The following is a 25,411-nucleotide window of genomic DNA, read 5'->3' as shown; positions in this document are numbered from 1 at the left end:
GGCGAAGTCATGAAGTCCATTCTGCCTTTCTACAGCGCGCTCTTCCTCGCCATGGCATTGGTCACCTATGTGCCGATGTTCTCCATGTGGCTGCCGCGCCTGCTGATGCACTAAAAGCAACAGCCCGCAGCTCTAAAATCCAGCGCCCGGCTTTTCACCGGGCGCTTCTGTTTAAGCTCGAGGTGCAGTGCTTCTTCGCCTATTCAAAACAAACCTGTTCAGCGGCCGAACCTTTCGATGCTTACTTACCGTAACGCGGCGTGGCGGTTTGAATAGATGGCGTGGCTACCGCTCTACCCACCTGAGCCTCCTGCTAGATAATGTCGAGTTAAAACTGGCAGTGGAGGGATGACATACGACACTATAGTTTGACCCGATCTGGCAGAGTATTCCTACTGTATCCGAACTTCTCGGCCGTATAGGCGTTTTTTTGGCCGCCACGGATGGACGCGTGAACGATATCCTACCGATGAAGTCTCGAAGCATCCCAAACCATGTAACATGGCCTGTGCCAGAATTTTTCGCCATTGTCTGGCAACTCTGGCGACGTACCAACCGTTAAGGACTCCAAGCTGGTTCAAGTGGCGGGAAGGTGGAAGCTTGCGACAGTACGTGATACTGAAGACCATCGAACACTTTGAGAGAATGCTTGAGGAAGAAACCGGGGACGAGCGAAAGGCCAGTCTCCGAAAGCTCATTCAACGTGAATATGAAAAGCTGCATGCGGAAACGGAGCCAGATGCAGCCAAATCAGAGAACCTTGATTTATCGGAGCCCTACCAGAAGTCCAAGAAAAGAGACTAGGTAGCTGAGACCTTTCAAACCACCATGGTTGCGCAGCCGCGCTCTCGGCCTGGATGGTGTGCTTTCGGCAAGGCAATCCGAGTTTTCGTCAAACAGCCGCTTAGTGATCCTGTCAATCTCGCGCATGGTCAGCGAATTCAGCTTCTACATTGGTTTCGCCCGCCGCTTTTTGCAGCGTATAGCGCTTGATCAGCGGTATGTACTAGCGAAGACGCATCGCTCCGGGATCCAGCGGAGAGAGTGGCGATGCCGATGCTGACCGTTGCTTTGTTGTACGGAGGGTTTCCTGCGTGCTCGATGCACAGTTCCTCAATGGCTCCTCTTACACCTTCAGCCACCACCATTGCCTGCGGAGCATCTGTTCCTGGAAGGAGAAGCGCAAATTCTTCCCCGCCGTAGCGGGCCGCCAGATCTCCTTGGTTCGCAACAGCAGTTTGAAGCGCCTGCGCAATGGCCTTGAGACAAGTGTCTCCTGCATCGTGGCCATACTGGTCGTTATAGCTCTTGAAGTTGTCCGCGTCGATCAAGAGAAACGAGACAGGATGAGGTAACGCAGCCATAGCGCTGTATTCTGATAATCGCTCATCAAGCACACGTCTGTTCGCGATACCGGTCAATCCATCCGTCTTGGCAAGAGCGTCAAGGTTATCCCGCTCCTCCTTCTGGCGTGTAATATCGCGTGTAACGGCAACAATACTTGCAGGTGAGCCTGGATGAGGTTCACAGCGGCTGAAAGTTGTCTCCACCCAAATAACACGACCATTCTGCAGTTTTCGAGAGGCAGTTACCTTCTCCGACGGTTTACCGTTCCTCATCTGCTGTAAGGCCAACCGAACATTCGAGGCACTCTCTTCCTCCAGACCCTCCAGCATGTTGCGGCCCATCAGATCTGCCGGTGGAATTCCGTAAAGGCTCAGGGATGCCTGAGATACATATTCTCGAGTGCCGTCGAGGCTCAGTCGCTGGATTAGGTCAGCGGAACTCTCCGCGATGACTCGTATCTCTTCGTCGAGTCGCGTCAGTTCCCGTTGGCTGATGCGACGAAGTTTTGCCTGGATATTCCATCTCCACCCTATCACGCAGGCAAGACCAAACATGGCCAAGAAGCTCAGCCATCTGATTTGGGCAGCAGTGATCCAGTTCGTCAGCGTTTCAGCACGGGATGCCGCGATTTGGGTGACTATTCCGGTCGCTTGGCTCTTCTTGTATGCACTGATGCGTTTCATCCCATCCACAGGCGACGTATAATGATATACGCCCTCAGTGCGCCTGCTAAGATGGGCTTGGAAAAGATCGTGCCCACTCATATCCGTTCCCAAAATATTCTCGTTCATCGGCATTCGGGTTAAAATTGTGCCGTCACCTTTAACGAGCAGGACTGTGCCATTGGCGCCGATGTCAAATTTTTGAAAGAAGTCGGCAAGGTAACGGAGCGAGACGGTTGCGACCACCACGCCGCCATAGGATCCGTCCTTTAGATTGTAACGTCGGGAAACGGTGATAATCCAACCGCTCCGCAGACGATCGAGAACGGGCGGCCCCACAAAAGAAGCGGGACTGTCATGTGTGCTGTGGTATTTAAAGTAGATACGATCTCCGAAGTCGACGCCACTGCTCCCGTTTGCAACTGAGGTTGCAATAAGACGGCCATTTGCTCCTATGAACGAGAGTGAATCGAGCCGACGGACCACGCCAATCTGGCGCTTCATCACGTTAACGATTTTGCCCTGAAGCTGTGGCGAGCCCTTTTCATCATCAATTTCCGTTATAATATCCGAGAGTGCAAGCTCTGCGACCTGAATGGAATCGTCAACATGTTGCCCGATTGCAAAGGCGTCCTGCAGAAGGCCATGTTCGATACGAGCGACAGCCGACGCCCACCCTTCGTACTCATCCCATATAACGAGGCATAAAAGGCCCAGCACGCAGGCGCAGAACACCATACCAGTTGCGGTCTGCTTCTTCTCCTCCACTAGGCTTTTGCTATTGCTCAACAACGTCTCCGTTCAGATCAGGCTGCATCCAGCCTGTTGACACCGATATGAAGGGAGCAGTGTATATCACGAGGGTATGCTTATCTGAGGCAGTTACACAAATCACCGCATACGGACAAGGCTAAGTTGTCGGAATTCCTGATTAGCCTCGCCTGTCAGTGGCGGATGTCTGTAACTGTGACGCGGCCTAAACTATGCCGCAAAGGTCTCGAATAACGGCGACGGAAGTTAATACCCCCAAGACTTCCATTTTGGCGGCTGTCCTCGATCATTCGTGGCAGCCGCCTTGCCCGTTCCGATAGGATTCATCAGGTTTCGACGGCGTAGGCGTAGGGACGGTCCTCGGCCAAATTAGGCACTACCGGTTACCCTACTGAGGGAGCGAGTGAGGCTCCCCCAGCTGTATCTGTCTTTTCCAATTGGTCTGACTTTTGCGCCTTTGTCATCCGCGGAGCCACTCAACATGAAATTTGGCCAAGCGAACGAAGTTACATTGCCGTAACCGGTGTTGCTAAAGTGGAGTCAGTTGCGTCAAGTAATGCTCGAACCCGGGTTGCCAAATCTCGAGATGTGTACGGCTTCTTTAGCCAGCTTCCCGTGAGGGCGAGTTCTTTCCCTGCGATTTCGGGTTCGGTGTACCCCGACGTGAATAAAACAGGAATGTGAGGCTTGGCCGCACGGACACGGTTCGCCAATTCATCGCCCGTCATTCCGCCCGGCATCACGACGTCGGTGAAAAGCAGCGCGATATCGTCGTGGTTCTCTAACTGCGTCAGAGCTTCGTTGCCGTTCTCCGCCTCGATGACCTGGTAGCCAAAGCTCGTTAGGCGAGATACAGTCACGCGCCGGACACGTGGGTCATCCTCGACAACCAGGATTTTTTCAGCTCCGCCGGGCAACGGGCTCTGCCCCTGATTGGCGGTGATCCGAACACTATCCATGCCCGTTTTTCGCTTCGCGGCGGGCAGATACATTCTCACCGACGTGCCTTGCCCAGGTTCGCTGTAGAGCTGGATATTGCCGCCGGACTGCTTGATAAATCCGTACACCATGCTGAGCCCGAGGCCAGTGCCCGCGCTGGTGTCCTTGGTCGTGAAGAACGGCTCGAACGCTTTGCTCTTGATGTCGGGCGTCATGCCGGTTCCAGTGTCGGTAACCGAAACAAGTACAAATTCTCCGGTGCGCATGTTCGGGTACATCTTCGCGTAATCGGCATCGAGCCTTACACGAGAAAGTTCGACCGTTAGCTTTCCGCCGCGGGGCATAGCATCACGTGCATTTATAACAAGGTTCAGGATAGCGTTCTGGAGTTGGGAAGCGTCTACAAGTGCTTCATTCGAAGATCCCGTAGTAACCGTCCTGAATTCGATCGCTTCCCCGAGAGTGCGGCGCATTAGGTCGGAAAAGCTTGAAACGAGTTGACCGACATCTACCAGCCTATTGTCAAGCGGCTGCCGCCTCCCAAAAGCCAGCAACTGACCAGTCAGCTTCGCGCCGTCCTCTGCAGCCGCCTGTGCTTCCTGTAGGAGAACTCGAAGATGAGCATCTTCGAGTTTATAGTCCATCATCTCGAGGTTGCCGCTAATCACAGTCAGCAAATTGTTGAAATCATGCGCCAGTCCCCCCGCAAGCTGGCCGATCGCTTCCATTTTCTGGGATTGCCGTAGCTCTTCTTCGATCTTCTGGCGGGTTGTCAGATCGCGCACGAAACCAGTAAAAATGCGTTTGCCGCCTGTTCGTGCCTCGCCGACGGCAAGTTCCATTGGGAAAATCGTACCATCCTTGCGGCGGCCGTTTACCACCCGACCGTAGCCAATAATGCGCCGCTCACCAGTCTCCACATAGTTGGAGATGTAGCTGTCATGGGCATCGCGATCAGGGTTCGGCATCAGCATGCTGACGTTCTGCCCACACACTTCCGCAGCACTGTAACCAAAAAGCCGCTCGGCGGCAGCGCTGAACGAAGTAATTATGCCGGTGTCGTCGATGACGATTGCAGATTCTGGTACAGTATCGAGAACGGATCGAAGATGTGCTTCCCGTTCTGCCAGATCGTTCTGAACCCTTTTCATCTCTGTAACGTCGGTGATGGTCTGGATGACGACAGATTTCGCGTCAGCAGACAGAGAAACCGCTGTCCACCGTGTAGCGACAAAGACTGAACGCCCGTCGCGTGTGCGATGCTCGACCTCCCCCTGCCAAAAATCTTCGCCTGCCAGTTGCTTGCGAATCTCATCGAGCGGCATAGGAAACCGCGTCTGCAGCAACTGGTGAACAGATCGTCCGACCGCTTCCTCGCGCGACCAACCATACAGTGTCTCACAACCGGAACTCCAGCGGGTAATGATGCCGTCATTCTCGTGGACGATGATGTTCGCTTCATCGAGAAGATGAAGAACAGCGTCGAGTTCAGTTTCGATCGTGATTTTGTTTTTCATCTCGTGCTACGATCCACGTTAGTTGTGGCGCCGGCCTTCGGATTGCTCGATCGAGGTTGCCCACTCATAGACGTCATCGTCTCCGGCCAGTTGTGCAAGCAACATCGGTTTCATAACCTTCACCGAATGCCGACCAACGCACCCCAAAACACCCTTTGTGCTCAGTTTAGTGATCATCCGCGAGACGGTCTCAATTGTCAGTCCGAGATAGTCGGCCATGTCCTGTCGCGTCATTGGCAGTTTTACAACCGACTGGCCTTCTCCCTTTGTCATCGATTTGCGCAGGTGCTTCAGTAGGAACGTGCAGAGCCGCTCTTCGGCGCTCTTGCACGCAAGCAAAACCATTTGATCTTGCACCGCAGCCATCTCATCACAGATGAATTCAAATGCCCGCGGAGCAAGGTCCTCGGATTGCCGGACAACAAGGTCGAAGTTCTTCCTCGTTAGCCGCCGGATCTTGGTGTCGACCAACGCTTCCGCGCTGTAGAGATAATTTTTTCTGAGTGAAACGCCGAGAAGATCGCCGTCGAACACGAAACCGGTGACAACGCGGCGGCCGTCTGAAAGTATCCGGAAAATGCGTAACGCACCTGCGACGACCTCGAAGACATGTTTTGCTTCGTCACCTTCAAAGAATATGGATTGACCCGGCTGCACAAATTCGACCGGCTGCCGGTAAAACAAGCAGTTGAGCGTCTCAGGCTGCGCCTGTTGAAAGGTGATTTTTGCAGCTTGTTCACGGCTATAGCTGGCGAGCGGCATGTCTGACTCCATTTGATGAGCCATTGGACACACTAGCGGTAACAGGCGGATGAGCGATCTGTAAAATATAATGCGAAATTGTAACGCATTGTAACAGGCGTGACCCGGACGTCTGTCGGTGGAAGAAGCCAAAAGACAAGCGACAGGAGCTGCCGAAACCGCTGCTCAAAGACAAGCAGTCTCTGTTGCCCGTATCAAGATCGAATCCTGATCGAATACGTCCTCAAGTCGCTCCCGATAGGAGCGCCACCAGAAAGTATCAAGGATCTCCGCCATGACTTCCGCAATAACAATGCGGTCCCTTTCGACTGGACCGTCATCCTGCCACAACCCTTCAGCGGGCGCGTTTATGTGAAGGGTGGCCCCACCGAATTGCTCGACTAGCTCCCGACGAACAGCCTCAATCTTGGACTGAGGGTCATTGACCGATATCGGCAGAAAGATTTCGATAAGGTGCATTGTGCAGACCTCGATGAAACGGAAAAGGCCGCCACAAGGGGCGGCCTGATTACGTAGCTCCAGGATCAGGAAGCTTTCTGGGCTTTGGCATTCGCCGAGGCTTTAGCGAGCTGGGTCAGTTTCTGATCGGTCGCCTCCTCCTCCGCCAGGTTGGCTTGCAGGAGTAGGACGGCCTCGGTGAGCCCAAGCTGATTTGCCCACTCAATCAACGTGCCGTACCGGGCGATTTCGTAGTGCTCAACGGCTTGGGCCGAGGAGATGAGGCCGGCGTCAAGGGCAGGGCTTTCCTTGAACTCTTCCATGATCTCTTCGCCTTCGGCGATGATTCCCTGGATCGCTTCACAGGTCTTGCCACGAGCAGCCTTGCCCAAAAGCTCAAAGACCTCCTCGAGGCGTTCGATCTGCCCCTGCGTTTCCTCGCGGTGTTGAAGGAAGCCCGCTTTGCCCTCCTCGGACTGAGCAGCGCGCGCCATTTTGGGCAGTGCCTTCAAAATCTGTTTTTCTGCAAAGTAGATGTCTTTCAGCGTGTCGAGGAAAAGGTCGTCGAGTGTCTTCGTGGCAGCCATGGGATTGTCCTCCGGGTTGGCAGTGGTTCGCTCGACAACTCGCCGCAAGAGTGATCGGTTCCACTATCGCAACCATTCCTCCCTACGGCTGATTTGTGATACGTCGTGTACTCGTGGCGTTAGCCACACCTAAGCGATCCCAAGGAGGAATAAACCGGCGATCCCGATAATCTGCAATACAATCGGAGTGAAGAGGCTCGAGCCACTGCTCCGACTTGAAAAAGCCGATAGCTCGGGTTGGCCGCCTCCCAGAGCCATCACTTCGATATCCGTCCGGAAGCTTCCCTCCTGGCCGACGTCTTCAAGTTCGTCCAACCTCAGCTGCTGACTTCGAAGAGCTCACTGCGGATTTCCGTCCCTTCGCCGGGCTGATTAAACATCATCGGCCCGAAGAAGTCGGCGGCAATATACAGCGGGTACGGTTTCACCGTATGTACATCCCCTAGGAACTCCGCATCACTTAGACCTTTAGAATGAAGAGCAAATCCTCGCTTCAGCGTTCCGTACGGACACGGCGGCTTCTGGTGGGGACTTCAACCAAGGGAACGTCGAAAGCCCATTCCCCTAGATATGAGCTGCCGCAGAGACGATGTCGCCCATGCTACTAGCTAAATGCGCCCGCGCCCTGTTCACGCGACCTTTGACTGTCCCGACCTTACAGCCGCATCGGGTTGCCGCCTCTTCATAGCTGGAGCCCTCCTGCAATATCATTTGTGCGGCGTCGTGGTAACAGTTGGGCAAAGTACTGAAGGCTATCTCGAACTCGCGACCGCGCATCACCCACTCCTGCGACGCCGGCTGCGACGGTGCCATGGCCGTCAGATCATCAAGGCCTAACACCGTCCGCTTGGCCACCACGTATCGGGTTGCGAAGGTGTTGCGCATGATCGTAAACAGCCATGATTTCAGCCGGGTCCCCTCCTGAAACTTGTCGAGATTGCCAAGCGCTTTTACGACCGTGTCTTGAACGAGATCTTCGACATCGCCTTCCTGTTTGCAAAAACGGCGAGCGAAATTTCTAAGAGCAGGAAGCAGTTCGATTACCGCCGACTGAATACGGACAGTCTTCGCATACGTCATGGCTCGATCTCCGCGGGTTGGGTGTGTCCGGTAGCGTACCGAACGGCGCGGTAAAGGATGGCATACGGACGACTATTTCCGTGCAAAGCTTTTCAGGTTTGACCATAACCGTTTCGCCGCCGATCATCAGCAGAATAATAATGACAGTGTGGCACGTAGGCTTCGGAGTGGTATTCGGATGTACCCTCCGGAGATGACTCATCCTCAAGAACGAAAGTTTTTGCCGTTTTGATCCCCAGCAACCTCAAGGAATATATCCTTGGATCGAGGGCGCCTCGCGATAGCAAGCTGAACCGGCGCGTGCTATCGGTCTTCCTAATACGGGGGATGCTAGATGAGACTGAAGCTCGTGGCCGTGGCGATCGCTGCACTTGCTCCGGTCGTCGCTATGCTCGGGTATAACGAGATCGCGACACGTGTTCAGCGCAGCCATGAAGTTCGAGCGCAGGCCGCCCAAGCAGCTCGTCAGGCTTCTTCTGAGGTCGAGCGTATTGTTGAAGGCCTTCGATCTCTCCTTATCGCCGTGACATCGATCCCGTCTGTGCGCCATCTCGATGCTGTCGCCTGCGACGACGCTCTCGCTTCCTTATCCGCAAAAGTCTCAAACATTGGTGCGATCTTCGTTATTCGTACTGACGGAAGTCCTGTTTGCGGCAGCGTGCCTATTCCGGCAGACGCGTCCTTTGCTGACCGTGACTACGTTCGCAAGGCTCTCGCTGACAAACAGTTTGCAGCAGGGAACTATACAAGGAGCAGGGTATCTGACAGTGCCGTCATTCCGTTCGCGATGCCTGTAATCGATGGTGTTAATGTCACAGCAATCGTGATCAGCGGGATTCGGGCGGATTGGCTACAAGCCAGAATCACCGAACGTGGAGTGCCGCGAGGCAACGCTGTGACCATCGCCGATGCAGCAGGGGTGATCGTGGCGCGCGTTCCTTTTCCTGAGAAATTTGTCGGAACTGTTATTCCCGACGAGTTCCAGCCGCTCATCCACGCTAATCAACCTGGGACGATCGAGGTTACCAGCCAAGACGGTACCGAGCGCGTCCTTGGGTATCGCCCCATCACACCACCTTCCAGTCCCCTCTATGTCAGCGCAGGTTTCTCGAAAGATGAGGCCTTTTCGCCCATCGATCGCGCGACCATTATCAACCTGCTTGGGATCGTCGCTGGAGGCTTAGTTTCGATGGTGCTAGCGGTGTTTATCGGTCATCGATTTATCCTTGTGCCGATCACCGAGATCGCGGTTGTAATGACGCGGTGGAAAGCTGGAAGTGTCGATGCTCGAACAGGAATGAGACCGACGGACGAGCTGCACGCCGTTGGCGCAGCACTAGATGACCTCTTGGACGAGCTGGACCGTCGGCGTGTGCTGAACGAAAAGACGGAGGAAGAGCGGACACTCCTTGTCCGAGAGCTGGCCCATCGGGTTAAGAACGGCTTCGCTTTGGTACAGGCGATCGCGCGTCAGACCTTCGCTCGCGCCGACCCGGACCGATATGGTTCCTTTTCCGAACGGCTGACGGCACTGGCGAGCACCTATGATCTCATTCTGTCGAAAGAGGGCTCGGCATCGCATATTCGTCAAGTTATAGAAGCCGCCCTTCTCGCTCATTCTTCAGACCAGGACCGAGTTTCGATTTCTGGGCCGAACCTTATGCTGTCCCCTGACTTGGCGCTCCCCTTGTCGCTCATTCTTCACGAGCTGGCGACCAACGCAACGAAGTACGGGAGCCTGAGCGTCGACACAGGAAAGGTGGATATCAGGTGGAGTGAAAATGATGGCCGGATCGATCTCACATGGCAGGAAATTGGAGGCCCTGCCGTGGTTAAACCCACTCGAAAAGGTTTCGGAAGTATACTGATAGAAAGAGCATTTCCCAGCGGAGCAAAAGCCGAGACGGCCTCTGATTTTCGAGCAGACGGTTTACGTTTCGAGCTCAGTTTTCAGGTGGCGGAACAAGAAGTCGACCTCGGCGTTACTAGCGGTCGATGCGACGAGGGTGGGAATGCGTAAATCAGTATTGATCGTTGAAGATGAACCGCTTTTGCGGCTTCTCGCGATGGATCTCGTCGAGGAAGCCGGTTTCATCGCTATCGAGGCATCAAATGCTGATGAGGCCATAACCATTCTTGAAACAAATTCAGACATCAGAATCCTTCTCACGGACATCGATATGCCCGGCAGCATGGATGGGTTGAAACTTGCTGCGGCGGTACGAGACCGTTGGCCGCCCATCGAAATAATCGTGGTGTCCGGGATGAATAACCCGCAAGCGCATGAGCTTCCGGCGCGTGGAGTGTTCTTTGCAAAGCCATACGATATTCAACGACTGGCACAGCAGTTGCGCTGTATGGCTCCTTAACCAACCCTGGCCGGCTCCTGCGAGGCGTCGGATCGGGAACGTCGCGGTCTACGCTATCGTCATTTCACTGCGATCGGAGCCTCGACATATCGGTATAGCCGCCAGTAAAGCGTAAAAAAGAGGCCGTTGAAACGTTGGATCTGTCCGCATCCTTTCCAAATTGCGGCGCTGGAACGCAAGGTCGGCCAGCTCACAATGGAGCTGGACCTGGTAAAAAAAACTCCGCGTCAGCCGATCGTCGGGGACAACGGGAACTCCTTGATCATCACCGGCCCCTGGCCTGTTCTATCAGGAGGGGGTGCAAGATGATCGATCTCCGGAGAAGCAGCTATTACAATCAATCAACTGCGAGAGCGCTGAACCTTGGGGATACGGAGCTCGTGGTAATCATCGATGATCCCGGCCGCTTCGCCGTTATGACCTAGAAAGCGGAAGGGGGAGGCATCGGATGCTGAGGGCATTGGTTGCTCGATCTCGGGATTGAGGATCGTCAGATAAGGCGAGGAAGGTCCGAGACAAGGCATGCGGGGTCCTTGAACATTCAGATTCATCTGACACGTTCAGTCCGGATCGCTTTGTTCAACGCAAAGGCCAGGGTTTCGTACGCGACGGGCTTGCGCACAACTGGGACATGGGCCAAGCCGTCTGGAATGGTGACGCTGTCGCGGTATCCAGTGGCAAAGACATAAGGAATTGCCAGCTCCTCCAACCTGATGGCGACTTCTTCAGATGTCGTGTGGCCGAGGTTCAGATCGAGGACCGCGCAATCGGGCTTGTGCTTGTCGATAGAGCCTAGAGCGGTCGGGACGGTCGGCGCGATCCAAACGGTGGACGCTCCCATCTCGCGCAGGAGTTCCTCGGTATCCATCGCGATCAACGATTGATCTTCAACCAAGAGGACGTTCAGTTCATTGATAGGCTGCGGTGGTACAGCGGCTTTAATGTTGAAATCTTCCGAGCGGGCCGCGACTTCCCTCAAATGCGCCTTCGGCAGCACAATCCTCGCTTCGAGTCCTTCTTTTGCGAAATCGATATCCACCGTTCCCTCGAGGTCGTGCGATATCGTCTTCTCGATCAGCTTGGATCCGAAGCCACGGCGCTTCGGCGCGACGACTTCGGGGCCTCCGCTCTCGATCCAGTGCAGCTCGCAGTCCCCGCTGTCGGCAAGCTTCCAGGAGATCTTCAGGCTGCCCGATGGCACCGATAGGCCTCCGTATTTAGCCGCGTTCGTCATCATCTCGTGAAGGAGCAGGGCGAACACCCCGAACGCACGTTCAGTCAGCCCGAGAGGTTCGCCTTCAATTCTGATGCGGTCGGGCATCTGGGCAAACCGATGCATGCCCGCTTCGGCTTCGACGAGATCGTGCAATTCGCCGCCGCCAGTGCCGGAAAACGACTGGTCGTGGGCGAATGAGAGCGCGCGGAGGCGGCCTTCGAACGACTTGGCGTAGTCTTCCACCGAGGCGGCATTGGCACCCGTCTGAGTGGCAATGGATTTTACGAGTGCCAGGATGTTTTTGACCCGATGGTTGAGCTCAGAATTCAGCAGGACCCTCTGGCTCTCTGTCTTTATACGCTGCTCTTCCGTCGCGTCGTTATGCGATAGCATCACATCACGGACATAGCTGCGGATGGAATCCGCGATGACAATGTCGGCGCTCGTCCAGGGCAGAGATTTATGGCGCACGTCTTCACGCCAGGTGTCGAAGCTGCCGCGCGGGCTGAGCCTGCGTTCGTTCTCGTTGAGGACTTCGTGTTTGCGGGGTTCGCCTGCCCATTCGATCTGGTGGGCCTCCTCGCTGCGGAACATCACCAGGTAGTCGGGCGACGACACGGAGATCGGGATTGCCATCAGGCCCGCGACCCGCGTGCCATATCGCTCGCCGAACTCGTCCCTCATCGACTGCGTGTCCCAGATGTTGCGCCCGGCGTTCTCAGAAACCAGTGCCATCAGATCGGCAACGTCGTCATCCGGGGGCGTAACGCCATATGCTGACCATTGCCCGCGTGACCACAGGCCTGCGCCGTCGCTGTCGACTAGGGACGAGAACTCACCGAGTTTCTCCCGCAGCGTGATTTCCACGGGAACGTGCGGATTGACGTCTTCGATGATGGCATCGAGCCGCCCGCGCGTAGCAGCCGCGGCAGCTTTCTGCGTCCGGTGCTCGATCGTACCGACATGGAGGGAAAAATACTGGGCGAACAGTTCCGTCGCGACCCTAAGCGGGATTGACAGGTTTTTGGGTGTGTTGTGATGACAGGCGATCAGACCCCAAAGCTCGCCATCGACGACGATGGAAATCGACATGGATGCGGCGACACCCATGTTGCGAAGATATTCGCAATGGATCGGCGACACGCTCCGCAGATGCGAAAACGACAAATCGACTTCCCTCTCACCGTCCTTGATGCCCGGGACTAGCGGGACGGGAACGAAAGATGCGTCGCCGATGACGCGGACCCAGTTCTCTACGTAGAGTTTCCTTGCCTGCACCGGAATGTCGGAGACCGGGAAGTGCTGCCCGAGGAAGCTGCCGAGAGACGGGTCCTTCGCTTCCGCGACGACCCGCCCGGCTCCGTTATGGAGGAAACGGTAGACCATAACGCGATCGTAACCGAGCATGGCGCGGACGAGGCGGGCTACGGCTTTGAACAACGGATCGAACTGGGAGTAGCTATCGACACGTCTCACGAGCGACTGCGTCAGGTGGAGCGCGACTTCAGTATCCTCGACCGACGCGGGCGGCTCGAACTCGAGGAAGGTGCGTTCTGCATAGCGGTGAACGGTGATATCAGCGAGCTTGTCGCTTTCGCCGACCTTGGCCTTGAGGATGACTCCAGCAGTATGCCCGGACCCAGCTCCGGCAATGGCGTTACCGATATCGTGCGCGACCGTGTTGCCGACGACGTCGGATAGTTCCGCTCCAAGGTAGTCCCTGTTCGTCTCGCCGAGAAACTGCGAGATATTTTCCGAGACAAACGAGACGAGGCCATTGTCCGATAGAACTATCATGGCTCCATGAGGCTGTATGCTGCCCGGAATATGGATCGGCTCGCGATCACAGTTTGTAAGATCAACTTTCGACCTGTCGTATACCAACGTCCGCTTCCCGCTTTCATCCCGAGGATCGGCCATTGGCCGGATTTTTCCTTACCGGAGCACCATGCTAGTTAGGCGAGGTCGACAGACATCTAGTTCAGTCACGCCCTGTCGCCAGACTTTCCGCAAAACAGTGGGTCTCGGTCGCGCCGTTGGCAGTGCTCCAGCCGACGAACATCACGCTCGTCGGCTGCCGACGAATATGGTCGTATGGGCGGCGTAAAGCAGTTAGAGGCATATCGTCGGAAGGAGACGCGGGCAAGAGATTAAAATACCATCAGCATTGGTATTTTTATACCACTTAGTCAGATTTTCCGCGGTTACGGTCTCCGTTGCCAATTCCTCGTTCTCTGGCCCAGAGGATCGCCGCCCCACGACGGTTCACACCAATTTTACGGTAGAGGGAGGAGACATGGTTTCGCACCGTGTTGCTCGAAAGTCCCAGATGCTTGCTCATCTGCTGGTCGTTCATCCCCTGGCAGATGAGGGTCAGGATGTCCTGCTCGCGTTCCGTGAGGTCCGCGACGCGAACGTCGGCTAGGGGAGGGGAAAGGCTGGATTTCTGCCGCAAGGCGGCGAGCTTTTCCACGATCCCGCGGCTGAACCAGGACGTGTCGGCCATGACGGACTCAATAGCCGACATGAGTTCGTCCTCAGATCGTTTCCGGTCAGTAATGTCCTGGATTACCATCATCACGCACGGGATGTCATCGATCGTGATTTCTTCGGAAGACAGAAGACAATCCGTCAGCGCTCCATCGCGTGCTTTTAGGCGGAAGTCGATGTTTCGTAGCCTACCATCCTTGAGCATGGCGGTTTCCACGGCTCTTTGAACATCCTTGTCGAGCCACATGTCGAGGTCCGCCTGGCTTTTGCCCATTACCAGTTCTTCCGGTGACCGCACGAGTTTCAGGAAAGCTGCATTGGCCTCCATCACTTCGAAGTTGTCTGTCCTGACGATCACGGTCGGGACAGGGGAAAGACCGAAGGCCGCCGAAAAACGCTCCTCGCTGTGCTTCAGCACCTGCTGCGCTTTCTTCAGCGGTTCGACATCTGCGAACGTGAACAACATGCATGGCTCGCCCCCAACGTCGATCGGTTCGCCTGCGACGATGACGGGCTTCGCCCCGCGGTCCGGAAGTGGGACGATTGCTTCCATCTGCGGGATGGTGCGGCCTTCTTTCAACTTCGTCAGCGCTAGCTCTCGGCGCTCGGCGAAGGCCAGCACGTCGATCTCATACGTCGACTTTCCAACCAGATCACTCCGGCTGTATCCGGTCATTTCAAGGAAGCCAGGATTGACACGCACGTAGCGAAGGTCTGAGAGTCTACAGATAACCGCGGGGGCGGGGTTGGCGTTGAACGCAGCCTCGAAACGGTCCTCGGCTTCATAGCGCCGAGTTTCGTCCTGAATGATCCATGCGACATATGCGGGCTCGTCGCGTTCGGACACCATGAAGCAACGCGCATCATGCATCCAGCTTCGATCTTCGTCGTTGGTCGGCCGCACTTCCATGGTTACGTCGGAAGCCGTTCCAGTGGCGATCACGCGATCGACCGGATGGTCTCCATCACCGACTTTGTGGTTGTTTCGGTATTTCAGCTCGAACCGTGCGCGGTAGTCGGCAAGCGTTTCCCCGAGTAGCTTACAGTCGTCGAGACCGTGCATGGCCAGCGCGGCGTCGTTCGCCCAGAGGAACTTTCGATTCAGGTCTAGGAGGATCACGCCTTCCTTGAGCCCGGCGACGAGCTGATGCACCTGCATGCGATCTTGGTTGCTTTCCAATGCGAAACTCCTGCCACGCACGGCAAGTACCGCTTTCATCGCAATGCGCAAGGCCGTTAGACAAGAATTGAGGGATTTGGGGGCGCGGAGATCAGTGACAAGCTCATTCGCTTGCGCAGCCATTGCTTTGCAACGGTCAGATTGGAAAAGCACCGATGCTAAGTTCTTTCGAATTTCCTGATATTCTGCGGCTCAACAATTTTGGCCTTGCTGCTACCAAACAAAGCGCATCCGCCTTTCAATGCGGGTCCTCAGTTCGTACGCCATCAAGAGCTTAAAAGCGCTTAAAATTTAAAGTTACTGCGGTTGTAGCGGTGCGAAAATCCCATTTTCGAAGGCGGCGAAGGTGGTGGCCCGATCACCTTGACCCTCGATCATTCCACGATCAAATCCGGCGAAGTCACTTTCATGGTCCATAACGATGCCGTGACCGAAAACCATGAGATGCTTCTCGTGAAGCTGAAATCTGCCGAACAATCTGTCCCAGTCATTGCTGCAAAACATCGGATTGACGAGAAACAGCTGAAGAGCCTGGGTGAAGTGTCTGACCTGAAACCCGGGAAAGATGGGCAACTTACGGCAACGCTCGATCCTGGCGCTTATCTGCTCCTTTGTAACATCAAGGGCCATTACGAGGCCGGCATGCATGCGAAGCTGACCGTGACCAAATAATCGTAACTGAGAAGAAATGAGGAAGGCCTATGGCATAGTCGGCAATCTCTCATCCCGCATCTTTTTCCGTCAGCCAGCGTGGTCTGCACTGGTTGACCGTGGTTTTCGTTTTCTTCAACCTTCTGTTGCCCGATGGCATGAACGATTGGCACAGGGCGGTAAGACGAACCGGAACGGCGACCCTGGAGCAGATCGGCGCCGCTAACATTCATACCTATATGGGCTTCGCAATCCTCATCGCGGTGATCGCTCGTCTCGCCCTGCGGTCTCTGCATGGCGTGCCGGATCCGTCTGATGCAAAGCCGGCCGTGTTCAGGGTGATCGCGAAGGCGGCTCACGTCGCCCTCTATGGGCTTTTGATTGCAATGCCGCTGAGTGGGATCGCCGCTTATTATTTCGGAGTAGGCGTTGCAGGCGATCTTCACGCGGACATTCTCAAAGTGCTCCTCTGGTTATTGATTGCCGCTCATGTAGGAGGCGCGCTGGCTCATCAGTTTTACTGGAAAACGAACGCGCTCCGACGGATGACGCTAGGATGATATGATCAATCGTAAACGTGGCAGTCCGTCGTGTGGTGCCAGCACCGGCGATGTGCGAGAAAACAAGCAGGGTGCAGTGCGCGCTGGAATTGTCCAGCGCGCACCATTCATTAGAGAGACATGTCCTTAAAACTCTTCCCAGTTATCCGCAGCTGATGCCGCGGCCGCGCTGCCGCGGCTTCCGAAGGCCTGGGCGAGCTTGCCGACCATGCCGCGGGCAGGGGAGGCGACGGGGGCGGAGCTACGCGATGCGGTCTTAACCGGTCCGGCCATTGCCGATACGGTCTGGCGCAGCGCCGAGCTCTGCTGCGAGAAGCTTGCGGCTCCACTCTGAGCCTGTTGGAACTGGCCCAGCTGGAACTGCGAGACGAGTTCGCGCAACCGGCCGGCTTCGGTGGCAAGCGTGGCGCCGGCTGCATTAGCTTCTTCAACCATGGCCGCGTTCTGCTGCGTTACCTGGTCCATCTGGTTGACGGCCGTGTTGACTTCCGCAAGGCCGACCGACTGTTCGCGCGAAGAGGTGGCGATCGAATCCATGTGCTGGTTGATGGTGACGATGTAGTTTTCGATCGTCTTCAGCGCCGTGCCGGTCTCGCTGACCAGCTTGACACCGGTCTCGACCTCGACAGACGACTTGCCGATGAGGTCCTTGATCTCTTTCGCAGCCTGGGCGGAACGTTGCGCCAGTTCGCGGACTTCCTGTGCAACGACGGCAAAGCCCTTGCCGGCTTCACCCGCACGTGCGGCTTCGACGCCGGCGTTGAGCGCCAGAAGGTTGGTCTGGAAAGCGATATCGTCGATCACGCCGATGATATTGCCGATCTGGCCGGACGATTCCTCGATACGGCCCATTGCGTCGACGGCATTGGCAACCACCGCACCCGAATGGCGGGCGCTTTCATTTGCCTGGATGGCAACGGTGCGGGCTTCTTCCGCGCGCTTGGAGGAATTCGACACGTTTGCGGTGATCTGGTCGAGAGCGGCGGCGGTCTCTTCCAGCGAAGCGGCCTGCTGTTCGGTGCGCTTGGAAAGATCGTCGGCGCTCTGGCTGACTTCGCGCGAACCGGAATCGATCGAGCTTGTTGCCTGGGCAACCGAGCCGAGCGTGCCGCGCAACTGGCTGACCGTCGCGTTGAAGTCGGCGCGCAGGCCTTCGAATTCCTGGGCGAAGGCCTGGTTAAGCTGGAATGTCAGGTCGCCCGCGGAAAGATGCTTGAGGCCGGTGGCAAGCCCGTTCGTCGCCGCAGCCATCGCTTCGGCACGGATGCGGGCGTCTTCGGCATTGCGCTGGCGCTGTTCTTCGGTGAGGCTGCGCTGCGCCTCCGCCTCGCGTTCCAGTGCCTGGGTCTTCAGCGCGTTGTCCTTGAACACCTGCACCGCGCTTGCCATGGAGCCGATTTCATCCGGGCGATTTTCACCCTGAACATCAACGGTAAGATCACCGGAAGCAAGGAGACCCATTGTGCCCGTCAAGCGACCAATCGCATTGCCGAGCGACTTCGCAAACGTGAAAAAGAACGTTAACGCGATGAGTGATGTCAAAAAGGTCACGCCGACCATCGTCCAAAGCTCGGACTTTGCCTTTGCGACGATCTCGGAAGCATCGGTCCCGATTTCGAAAACACCTATTCTGTCACCGGAAAACGAGGTGAACGACACCGCTTTAATCAGCATATTGCGGCCGTCGAGCTCGACTTCCTGGAAAATTGGCTGTCCGCCGAACGCTTCCTGGATCCTATCCATCGGAAGAAGCGTCGAACCATTTTCGGTGGATGACTGATTTACCAGCTTGCCATCAGATATGACGTTTACTGTTATCTCTGCACCGAGCCTCTGCGCAATCGGCGCGAAATAGGCATTGGAAAGTTCCGTGCCGACATCCACAACGCCGACAACCTTGCCGTTTTCGAAGACCGGTGCCACAGCATAGATGCCTATACCGGTACGCCCTGGTTCGACGCCCGCTGCGACTTTTCCGGTTGCAATAGCGGAGGCGACTGTCTTGCGGCGGGAGAGGTAATTGTCGCCAAACTTTTCAGCTGCGTGGGCGCGGGCGATGACATTTCCTTGCGCATCCGCAACAGTGATATTTTGCAATCCACCTAACTGTGCGACATCTTTGATGTTGGTTGAAAATTTGTCGAGCAGCTTCTGGCGATCGTTCGATCTAATGTAACCGGCAATCTCCGGCTCGCCCGCAAATCCGAGCGCAAGGGCAGACGCAGATCGCTGAATTGCCGCCATATCGGTCTGGATCACATTGAGATCGCTCGCCGCTTTACTCTCAAGCACCTCGGCATTCGTGGCGTTTTGACGATGCCAGGCCAATCCGCCGATCGCGGCGCTGGCGAACAAGACCGCGGCAAAGCCGTAGCCTGTAATCTTGATCCACAATGGTTTTCTGGCGATCTGAGCAGTCATTTTGGGGTCCCCTCCGCAGTGTGCGATTCACGTGCGGCGACCATCTTTCAAAAGCATCAATTTTTCCTAAAAATCGCGCCAATAACCCCTATAATTGTAGGGTTTTCCTTTTAAACGATTGTGAGAGCGAGCCGCGGATACACTGCGCACGGGCTATTATGGCTATTAACTATTTGCATGCGAAATGGTCGGCCAATAGGCTCTTTGAAGAGTGCAAGGCATCGGACTGCAATTTTCGCGATCGTTGGTTTGCGAGCCGATAAACGTGGATATCAAACCGAGCCGGATCCCCTATGTCACGAGGGCGATGAACCACTAAAAGCTGGCGATTCGATCGACAACTATTTTTGATACTTTTTTCGGATTGGTGAGGCTAAGTGCCTGCCATTTTTGTGGTTTCTCAACGAAAGCACGCAGAAATCAGATGGGAGTCGATCCCGATCCCATCAAGAGCCTGACGCAAAATTGCTCAGATCTATGAGGCCACGATGCTTCGCCATTGCGGTTTCCAATGCCGGCTGGGTTCTATGGCCCTCTCTATAAAGGGTCATGATGATTGCGGCCGCAAGCTCCGCATCCGGGCTGTTCTTGGGAACATGGTGCTGACCGAGCCAATCATCGAACGCTCGATCGACGATCTGTAATTCGCTTGGCCCGAATGCCGTCTCCAGAAATGCGCGCATAGCTTCCCTCTTTCGCGCGCCGATATGGGAAGGCCGCACGCGGTCGTCAAGACCGAGCTTCTTCGACATCGGCCAAGCTCATAATCAGAGGTAGTCTCGGTGTTTTCACGCTGATTTCAATGCCGAAAGCCCTTGTAGCGATCAGGTCGTGCCATAAATCTGCCCCCTGGCAATCGAGCATAGATGCGTCGCATCGCGGTGGTATTGTAGAGCGGACACGATGCAGGGCAAAACGAGTAGACTATTTAAGGGAACCGACGAGATATCCCGGCTGATCGAGAGTGGAGAGTGGGACGTTTCCTTTCTCGGGCCGCCATCGACCTGGCCGTCCTGCCTGAGATCGGCAGTCGATATCATGGTTCCGTCGATGGCCCAGATCGTGATGTTCTGGGGTCCTGATCTTATTGCTCTCTACAACGAGCCTTACGCCCCGACGATCGGTTTGCGTCATCCCCAAGCGTTCGGCCGCCCGGCACGCGAGAACTGGAGCGAGCTCTGGGATGATCTTGAGCCGCTCCTGCGCCGTGTGATGGAAACGGGCGAGACGGTGGCCGCCAAGGATCGACCCTTCTATATTGAGCGGCATGGCTATCCGGAGACGGTCTACTTCGATATCTCGTACTCAGCCATCCATAACGAGGACGGCATAGTCCGTGGCGTTTTCTGCATCGTCAACGAAACAACCGACCGGGTGCGGGCCGATCTGGCGTTGCAGGAGAGTGAAGAGCGGCTACGCGCAGTCGTCTCGCAATCAGCGGCGGGTATCGGCCAAGGCAGCCTCGAAGGCGAGATCCTGCACGTCAACAGCCGTTTCTGCGAGATCGTTGGTTATGCCGAAAAAGACCTTCTCGGCATGAACATCGCCGACATCACGTACATTGAAGACATGCCCGAGCAGAAACGCCTGTTCAACCGGCTTGCGCAGACCGGCGAAAGTTTCGACATGGAGAAGCGGTACGTCAGGCGGGATGGTTCCCTCGTCTGGGTGAACAACACCGTTTCCGCTTTGCGCGACGAGGAGGGACAGATCCGGCAGGTTGCCGTCGTTTCCGTCGACATCAGCGAGCGCAAGAGAGGACAGGAGGCGGAGCGTCGATTGGCTTCGATCATCGCATCCTCCAATGACGCGATCCTTGGCATCGATCTGGCAATGACCGTCACGTCTTGGAATGGCGGCGCTGAACGCCTCTACGGTTACAGCGCTGAAGAGATTATCGGCCAATCCGTCCTGATGCTGGTGCCAGAGGACCGGCTCGATGAAGAGCCAGCGTTGCTGGAGCAGGTCAAAGCCGGTTCTCTGGTCGAAGCCTATGAGACGAAACGCCAACGGAAAGACGGGCATCTGGTCGATATTTTGCTGAGCGTCTCACCCATCCATGACACCACGGGAAGGATCATCGGAGCGTCAAAGATCGCGCATGATATTTCCGCGAAAAAGGAGGCTGATCGCCTCCAAGAGGTTTTGATCGGCGAACTCCACCATCGCGTCAAGAATGTCTTCGCGACGGTCATCGCGATAGCCCGTCAAACCTTGGCGAGAGCATCCGACGCACAGACTGCAGTGGCGGCGTTCGAAGCTCGGCTTTCGGCGCTGGCACACGCCCATGATCTGCTGGCGGATGGTGACTGGCAAGTTGCCAATCTCGCAGCCGTGGTGGAGCAGGCTGTGGCACCTTATCCACCAGAGCGCTTCGATCTATCCGGCCCATCCGTCCTGCTGCCGCAAAAGGCTGTGGCGACGCTTTCTCTTGCGCTTCATGAGCTCGGTACGAATGCTGCCAAATACGGGGCGCTCTCAACTCCATCCGGACGATTAGCGATCACCTGGAAACACGACCCCGAGACCGGAAGTTTCAGCCTGCGCTGGAAAGAGACCGGTGGGCCGCCTGTCACCCCGCCGACCAGCAGAGGCTTTGGATCTCGGCTGATCGAACGTCTGCTTGCTGCCGAGCTGAATGGTTCTTCAACGATCGCGTATGACCCTTCGGGCGTTCAATGTGAGATCGAGGCGATGTTACCGCCGCACACCAAGACATAACTGCCACGAACGAATCTATCGGCTGCGACTTCTCTCACCAGGCAACAATCAGGACGTCCATGCAAGAACAGGATCAAAATCGACAGGATGCCCGCAGCGCCGGAGATCGTCTTGTTGCCGGGCATGTGAGCGAGGACCCGTTCGCGGCGGCATTCAAGGCCACGCGTATGCCGATGATCGTAACCGATCCGAGCCAGGCCGACAATCCGATCATCTTCTGCAACGCGGCTTTCTTAAGGCTGACAGGCTATAGCGACGATGAGGTCATCGGCCGCAATTGCCGGTTTCTCCAGGGTCCTGACACAGACCGAAATACTGTGGCGAAAATCCGCGACAATATCGCAGCGGGCCAGGATGTGGCGGTGGATATTCTCAACTATCGCAAGGACGGCAGCACGTTCTGGAACGCGGTCTTTATCAGCCCCGTGCGTGACGAGACAGACAAGATCATATACTTTTTCGCCTCCCAGCTCGATTTCACGACCGTCAAAAGCCGCGAAGCGGACCTGGCGTCGGCGCGTCATCAGGCAGAGGCGGAAGTCGCCAAGCATACCGCCAATCTTCGCGCGGCGCTGGATGCACGCTCGCTGCTCGTCCATGAAGTCGATCATCGGGTGAAGAACAATCTTCTGACGATGGCTTCAATCGTCAAAATGCAGGCACGCGTCACCAAGGATGAGCGGCAAAAGCAGACGCTCATGTCGGTGCTCAACCGGATCGAAGCTCTCAGCACAGTCCAGCGCAAGCTCTTCACGCTCGACGACGTCTCGAAATTCGACATGTCGGAGTTCACGCGCGAGCTTGTCACGGACCTCGTCGATGCGACAGGCCGCAAGGATATTCGCCTTTCGCTCGACCTTGCTCCTCTACTTGTGCCGGCGGTGAAAGCGACACCGCTCTCTCTGATCGTCAACGAGCTTGTCGGGGATGCAGTCCGTCGAGGCCTGAATGATGGCGGGGGTGACATCCATGTCGTTGTCAAACGGCTGAACGGGCACTTCCTTATCCGTGTCGAGGATACCTCGGAGCCAGTAGAGCCGGATAGTGAAAGCGTTGAACTCGGACGGATGCTGCTCGAAGCATCAGCCCTTCAGCTCGGCGCAGAAATCGAACGGAAGCGTGATGGCAGGAAAACGATTGTCGATGTCGTCCTTCTTGTCGGCGACCACTAGGAGAATACGCATTGAAAGTCATGATTGTCGAAGACGAGATGCTGCTCGCCATGGAGCTTGAGAGCGAGGTGGAGATGGCAGGCCATATCGTCACAGGGCTTGCGATGAGCAGCACTCAGGCGCGCCAGCAGATCGGCAGCTCAAAACCGGATTTTGCATTCGTCGATATTCATCTTATGGATGGACCGACGGGTATCGATGTCGGTCGTGAGCTTGCCGCATCTGGGATCCCCTACGTGTTCGTCAGCGGCAATATTAAGAAGATTCCCGATGACTTTGCCGGTGCACTTGGCGCAATCGAAAAGCCCTACACCATGAGGGGGATGAAAAATGCGCTAGCCTATGTGTCGGCGATCATACAGGGGGATGAGAGCGGCTCGCCTCCGGCAAGTCTGGTTTTGGCCGACGACGCGAATGCCGGCAGGCGTCCTGCCTGAAACACCAAGACAGTGTGATGTCGGAGATCCTTCCTTTTCATGGGAGGATCCCCTTCAAGAATTTACTCTGAAGCTTTCCCGCTGTCTTCAGCAGGGTCGTAATTCAGGTTGAAATCCTTCTCGCTCTTTTGGCCGGGCGGTGTCCGGTTAACCGTCGCGTCCTCTGAACCCGTCACGACCGTCGGCTTGGCACTATGAACACCGCTCGCGTGGCGGTCCGCCTGCGACGGAGCATACTGACCTTTGGCATCATCTTGTGGCTTGGCCATCTCGGTTCTCCTTTAATTTTTCCAGAACATCAGATGATCGGCTTGCCGCCGGTGACCGCAATCGTCGCTCCGGACACGTAGCTCGATAATGGGTCGGCGAACATGACGTAGGCGGTTGCAAGTTCGGCGGGCTGGCCGGGCCGCTGCATCGGCACCTGTTTGCCGAAATGCTTGACGTTTTCATCGGGCATTGTCGATGGAATGAGCGGCGTCCAGATCGGGCCGGGCGCGACAGAGTTTGCGCGAATGCCCTTGTCAGCCAGCATCTGCGCCAGCCCCGCCGTAAAATTCTGGATCGCACCTTTCGTCGTAGCGTAGGCGAGAAGATGAGGGCTTGGACTATCGGCATTGATCGACGTTGTGTTGATAATCGAACTGCCGGGCCTCATGTGCGGAACTGCGGCCTTCGTCAGGTAAAACATTGCATGGATGTTGGTGCGGAAAGTCACTTCCCACTCCTCATCCGAGATTTCGGAAATGTCGCTGAAGCTTGCCTGGTGTGCGGCGTTGTTGACGAGGATGTCTATCCCCCCGAGCTGCGACACGGCCATATCGACGATTTCCTTGCAATGCGGAGCATACTGGATGTCGCCGGGTACGAGGACCGCCTTTCGCCCAGCCTTTTCGACCAAAGCTTTGGTTTCTTCGGCGTCTTCGTCCTCATCAAGACACGAGATCAGCACGTCCGCGCCTTCGCGAGCAAAAGCGATCGCGACAGCCCGGCCGATGCCACTATCGCCGCCAGTGATCACTGCCTTTTTCCCCGACAAGCGGCCGCCGGAGCCTTTATAACTTTCCTCGCCATGGTCGGGCTGAGGCGACATCGCTTGGGTTCTTCCCGGCATGTCCTGCCTTGGTGTGTCGAATGGCGGCTTCGGATAGCTGGTCATGTATTTATGTCCTAATGACAATTGCAGAGAGAGGGGGCAGCAGATAACCTCCGTAGGCGTTACGCGCTTCGCGCCTGTGCGGGGTGGCGGCCTTCTGCAAATTCCTCGATAATCTTCGCGCAGAATGCCAGGAGATCATCCGGCGTGCGGCTGCTGACCAAACCTTTGTCGGTCACCACTTCCTGATTGAGCCAAGTCCCACCGGCATTACGAATGTCGGTGGAGACAGTGGGATATGAGGTGAGTGTACGGCCCTTGACGACGTCCGCCTCCACAAGAATCCAAGGGCCGTGACAGATGACGCCGACCGGCTTCTGCTGGGCAAAAAAGTCATGCACGAAGGATACGATCTTCTCGTTGCCGCGCAGTGTATCTGCTCCAACGCTGCCGCCTGGGATGATCAGCCCATCAAAGTCAGACGCGGAGACCTCCTCGATGGCCATGTCGATCGTGAAGCTCGAACCTGGATCAAGATCGTTGTTGACGGTCTCAACCTCGCGCGCTTCAACGCCTACGACGACAACCGATGCACCAGCCGCCTCGACGGCGTGTTTCGGTTCGACGAATTCCGGCTCTTCGGTGCCGCGGGGTGCGAGCAGGATAGCGATCTTCTTTCCTTCAAGGGTCATACTTGTCTCCGGTTGTAGTGTACGATGGGGGCGGACGGTTGGTTGATGCGCACCAGAAGTCACGCGTGCGACGAGTTGGCCCGCCGTGTCTGGACGAAGGTGTCGTGTTGGCACTTATGTCCTTAGTTGAACCGTCACATCGGGTGAAAGTTCCTTACCCATGTGTAGGGCGTCGCGCCGTTTTGGCCTCAATGTTATCGTAGCTATAGAAGCCATGCAGGGCGCTGAACGCATTTCTGATCCGACCGCGTGTACGATACCGCACAGTCGCTCTTCGGTTTAGGAACCTCTTCAACGGCAAGC

Annotated in this window: 20 protein-coding genes and 1 pseudogene; 7 read left to right on the top strand and 14 right to left on the bottom strand. The window is 56.1% G+C overall.

Annotation, left to right across the window (positions count from 1 at the left end):
* Positions 1-941: 941 nt before the first annotated feature.
* The 7 genes from HNQ72_RS29745 to HNQ72_RS29715 all read right to left on the bottom strand — a co-directional run bounded on the left by HNQ72_RS29745 (position 942) and on the right by HNQ72_RS29715 (position 8,103).
* Complete coding sequence (locus HNQ72_RS29745) at positions 942-2,798, bottom strand: diguanylate cyclase domain-containing protein (protein WP_183998202.1); 1,857 nt, start codon at positions 2,796-2,798, stop codon at positions 942-944.
* 488 nt (positions 2,799-3,286) lie between these two features.
* Complete coding sequence (locus tag HNQ72_RS29740; RefSeq protein WP_183998200.1) at positions 3,287-5,236, bottom strand: hybrid sensor histidine kinase/response regulator; 1,950 nt, start codon at positions 5,234-5,236, stop codon at positions 3,287-3,289.
* An 18-nt stretch (positions 5,237-5,254) separates the two neighbouring features.
* On the bottom strand, positions 5,255-5,998 hold the full coding sequence (locus HNQ72_RS29735) for a helix-turn-helix domain-containing protein (RefSeq protein ID WP_183998198.1): 744 nt from the start codon (positions 5,996-5,998) through the stop codon (positions 5,255-5,257).
* Between the two features lie 165 nt (positions 5,999-6,163).
* Positions 6,164-6,457: a hypothetical protein gene (locus HNQ72_RS29730; protein ID WP_183998196.1), complete on the bottom strand. Its 294-nt coding sequence runs from the start codon at positions 6,455-6,457 to the stop codon at positions 6,164-6,166.
* Positions 6,458-6,522: 65 nt separating this feature from the next.
* Positions 6,523-7,023 carry a YciE/YciF ferroxidase family protein gene (locus tag HNQ72_RS29725; RefSeq protein WP_183998194.1) on the bottom strand — a complete coding sequence of 167 codons (501 nt, stop codon included), beginning with the start codon at positions 7,021-7,023 and terminating at the stop codon, positions 6,523-6,525.
* Between the two features lie 317 nt (positions 7,024-7,340).
* Positions 7,341-7,520: a gamma-glutamylcyclotransferase family protein gene (locus tag HNQ72_RS31415; RefSeq protein ID WP_183998212.1), complete on the bottom strand. Its 180-nt coding sequence runs from the start codon at positions 7,518-7,520 to the stop codon at positions 7,341-7,343.
* A 67-nt stretch (positions 7,521-7,587) separates the two neighbouring features.
* Positions 7,588-8,103: a sigma-70 family RNA polymerase sigma factor gene (locus HNQ72_RS29715; RefSeq protein ID WP_183998192.1), complete on the bottom strand. Its 516-nt coding sequence runs from the start codon at positions 8,101-8,103 to the stop codon at positions 7,588-7,590.
* Between the two features lie 334 nt (positions 8,104-8,437).
* On the opposite strand from HNQ72_RS29715, the gene HNQ72_RS29710 reads away from it, so the two are divergent.
* Positions 8,438-10,123 (top strand): sensor histidine kinase, encoded by a 1,686-nt coding sequence (locus tag HNQ72_RS29710; RefSeq protein ID WP_183998190.1) that lies wholly within the window; start codon positions 8,438-8,440, stop codon positions 10,121-10,123.
* On the top strand, positions 10,116-10,472 hold the full coding sequence (locus HNQ72_RS29705; RefSeq protein WP_183998188.1) for a response regulator: 357 nt from the start codon (positions 10,116-10,118) through the stop codon (positions 10,470-10,472). The genes HNQ72_RS29710 and HNQ72_RS29705 overlap by 8 nt, the downstream gene beginning before the upstream one ends.
* Positions 10,473-11,019: 547 nt before the next feature.
* Here the strand turns inward: HNQ72_RS29705 and HNQ72_RS29700 are convergent.
* A complete protein-coding gene (locus HNQ72_RS29700) occupies positions 11,020-13,608 on the bottom strand; it encodes an HWE histidine kinase domain-containing protein (protein ID WP_183998186.1) in 2,589 nt (862 codons plus the stop codon).
* 265 nt (positions 13,609-13,873) lie between these two features.
* Complete coding sequence (locus HNQ72_RS29695) at positions 13,874-15,358, bottom strand: PAS domain S-box protein (protein WP_244654638.1); 1,485 nt, start codon at positions 15,356-15,358, stop codon at positions 13,874-13,876.
* A gap of 327 nt (positions 15,359-15,685) precedes the next feature.
* Here HNQ72_RS29695 and HNQ72_RS29690 point away from each other — a divergent pair.
* Together HNQ72_RS29690 and HNQ72_RS29685 are read left to right on the top strand one after the other, a co-directional pair.
* Positions 15,686-16,030: pseudogene (locus tag HNQ72_RS29690) on the top strand (sulfocyanin-like copper-binding protein); the annotation flags it as partial.
* 44 nt (positions 16,031-16,074) lie between these two features.
* Positions 16,075-16,569: a cytochrome b gene (locus tag HNQ72_RS29685; RefSeq protein WP_183998208.1), complete on the top strand. Its 495-nt coding sequence runs from the start codon at positions 16,075-16,077 to the stop codon at positions 16,567-16,569.
* Between the two features lie 126 nt (positions 16,570-16,695).
* Here the strand turns inward: HNQ72_RS29685 and HNQ72_RS29680 are convergent, their stop codons facing one another.
* Together HNQ72_RS29680 and HNQ72_RS29675 are read right to left on the bottom strand one after the other, a co-directional pair.
* Positions 16,696-18,990, bottom strand: a complete 2,295-nt coding sequence (locus HNQ72_RS29680; RefSeq protein WP_183998182.1) for a methyl-accepting chemotaxis protein — start codon at positions 18,988-18,990, stop codon at positions 16,696-16,698.
* Positions 18,991-19,436: 446 nt separating this feature from the next.
* Complete coding sequence (locus HNQ72_RS29675) at positions 19,437-19,742, bottom strand: hypothetical protein (RefSeq protein ID WP_183998180.1); 306 nt, start codon at positions 19,740-19,742, stop codon at positions 19,437-19,439.
* A 151-nt stretch (positions 19,743-19,893) separates the two neighbouring features.
* On the opposite strand from HNQ72_RS29675, the gene HNQ72_RS29670 reads away from it, so the two are divergent.
* From HNQ72_RS29670 to HNQ72_RS29660, 3 genes are read left to right on the top strand one after another with little or no spacing between them, the layout of a single operon-like run.
* Entirely contained in the window at positions 19,894-21,711 is a 1,818-nt protein-coding gene (locus HNQ72_RS29670) for a PAS domain-containing sensor histidine kinase (RefSeq protein ID WP_183998178.1), read from the top strand.
* 59 nt (positions 21,712-21,770) lie between these two features.
* Positions 21,771-22,883 carry a PAS domain-containing protein gene (locus HNQ72_RS29665; RefSeq protein ID WP_183998176.1) on the top strand — a complete coding sequence of 371 codons (1,113 nt, stop codon included), beginning with the start codon at positions 21,771-21,773 and terminating at the stop codon, positions 22,881-22,883.
* A gap of 11 nt (positions 22,884-22,894) precedes the next feature.
* Positions 22,895-23,320: a response regulator gene (locus HNQ72_RS29660; RefSeq protein WP_183998174.1), complete on the top strand. Its 426-nt coding sequence runs from the start codon at positions 22,895-22,897 to the stop codon at positions 23,318-23,320.
* A 62-nt stretch (positions 23,321-23,382) separates the two neighbouring features.
* Here HNQ72_RS29660 and HNQ72_RS29655 read toward each other — a convergent pair whose 3' ends face one another.
* From HNQ72_RS29655 to HNQ72_RS29645, 3 genes are read right to left on the bottom strand one after another with little or no spacing between them, the layout of a single operon-like run.
* Positions 23,383-23,589, bottom strand: coding sequence for a hypothetical protein (locus HNQ72_RS29655; RefSeq protein ID WP_183998172.1), 207 nt, complete (start codon positions 23,587-23,589; stop codon positions 23,383-23,385).
* A 29-nt stretch (positions 23,590-23,618) separates the two neighbouring features.
* Positions 23,619-24,479, bottom strand: coding sequence for an SDR family oxidoreductase (locus tag HNQ72_RS29650; RefSeq protein WP_183998170.1), 861 nt, complete (start codon positions 24,477-24,479; stop codon positions 23,619-23,621).
* A gap of 59 nt (positions 24,480-24,538) precedes the next feature.
* Positions 24,539-25,108, bottom strand: coding sequence for a type 1 glutamine amidotransferase domain-containing protein (locus HNQ72_RS29645; RefSeq protein ID WP_183998168.1), 570 nt, complete (start codon positions 25,106-25,108; stop codon positions 24,539-24,541).
* Between the last annotated feature and the right edge of the window lie 303 nt (positions 25,109-25,411).

Source organism: Aliirhizobium wenxiniae (assembly GCF_014201355.1).
GTDB lineage: Bacteria > Pseudomonadota > Alphaproteobacteria > Rhizobiales > Rhizobiaceae > Neorhizobium > Neorhizobium wenxiniae.
Note: the sequence above shows the minus strand (reverse complement) of the source record. Positions and strands in the feature narration are given on the sequence as shown.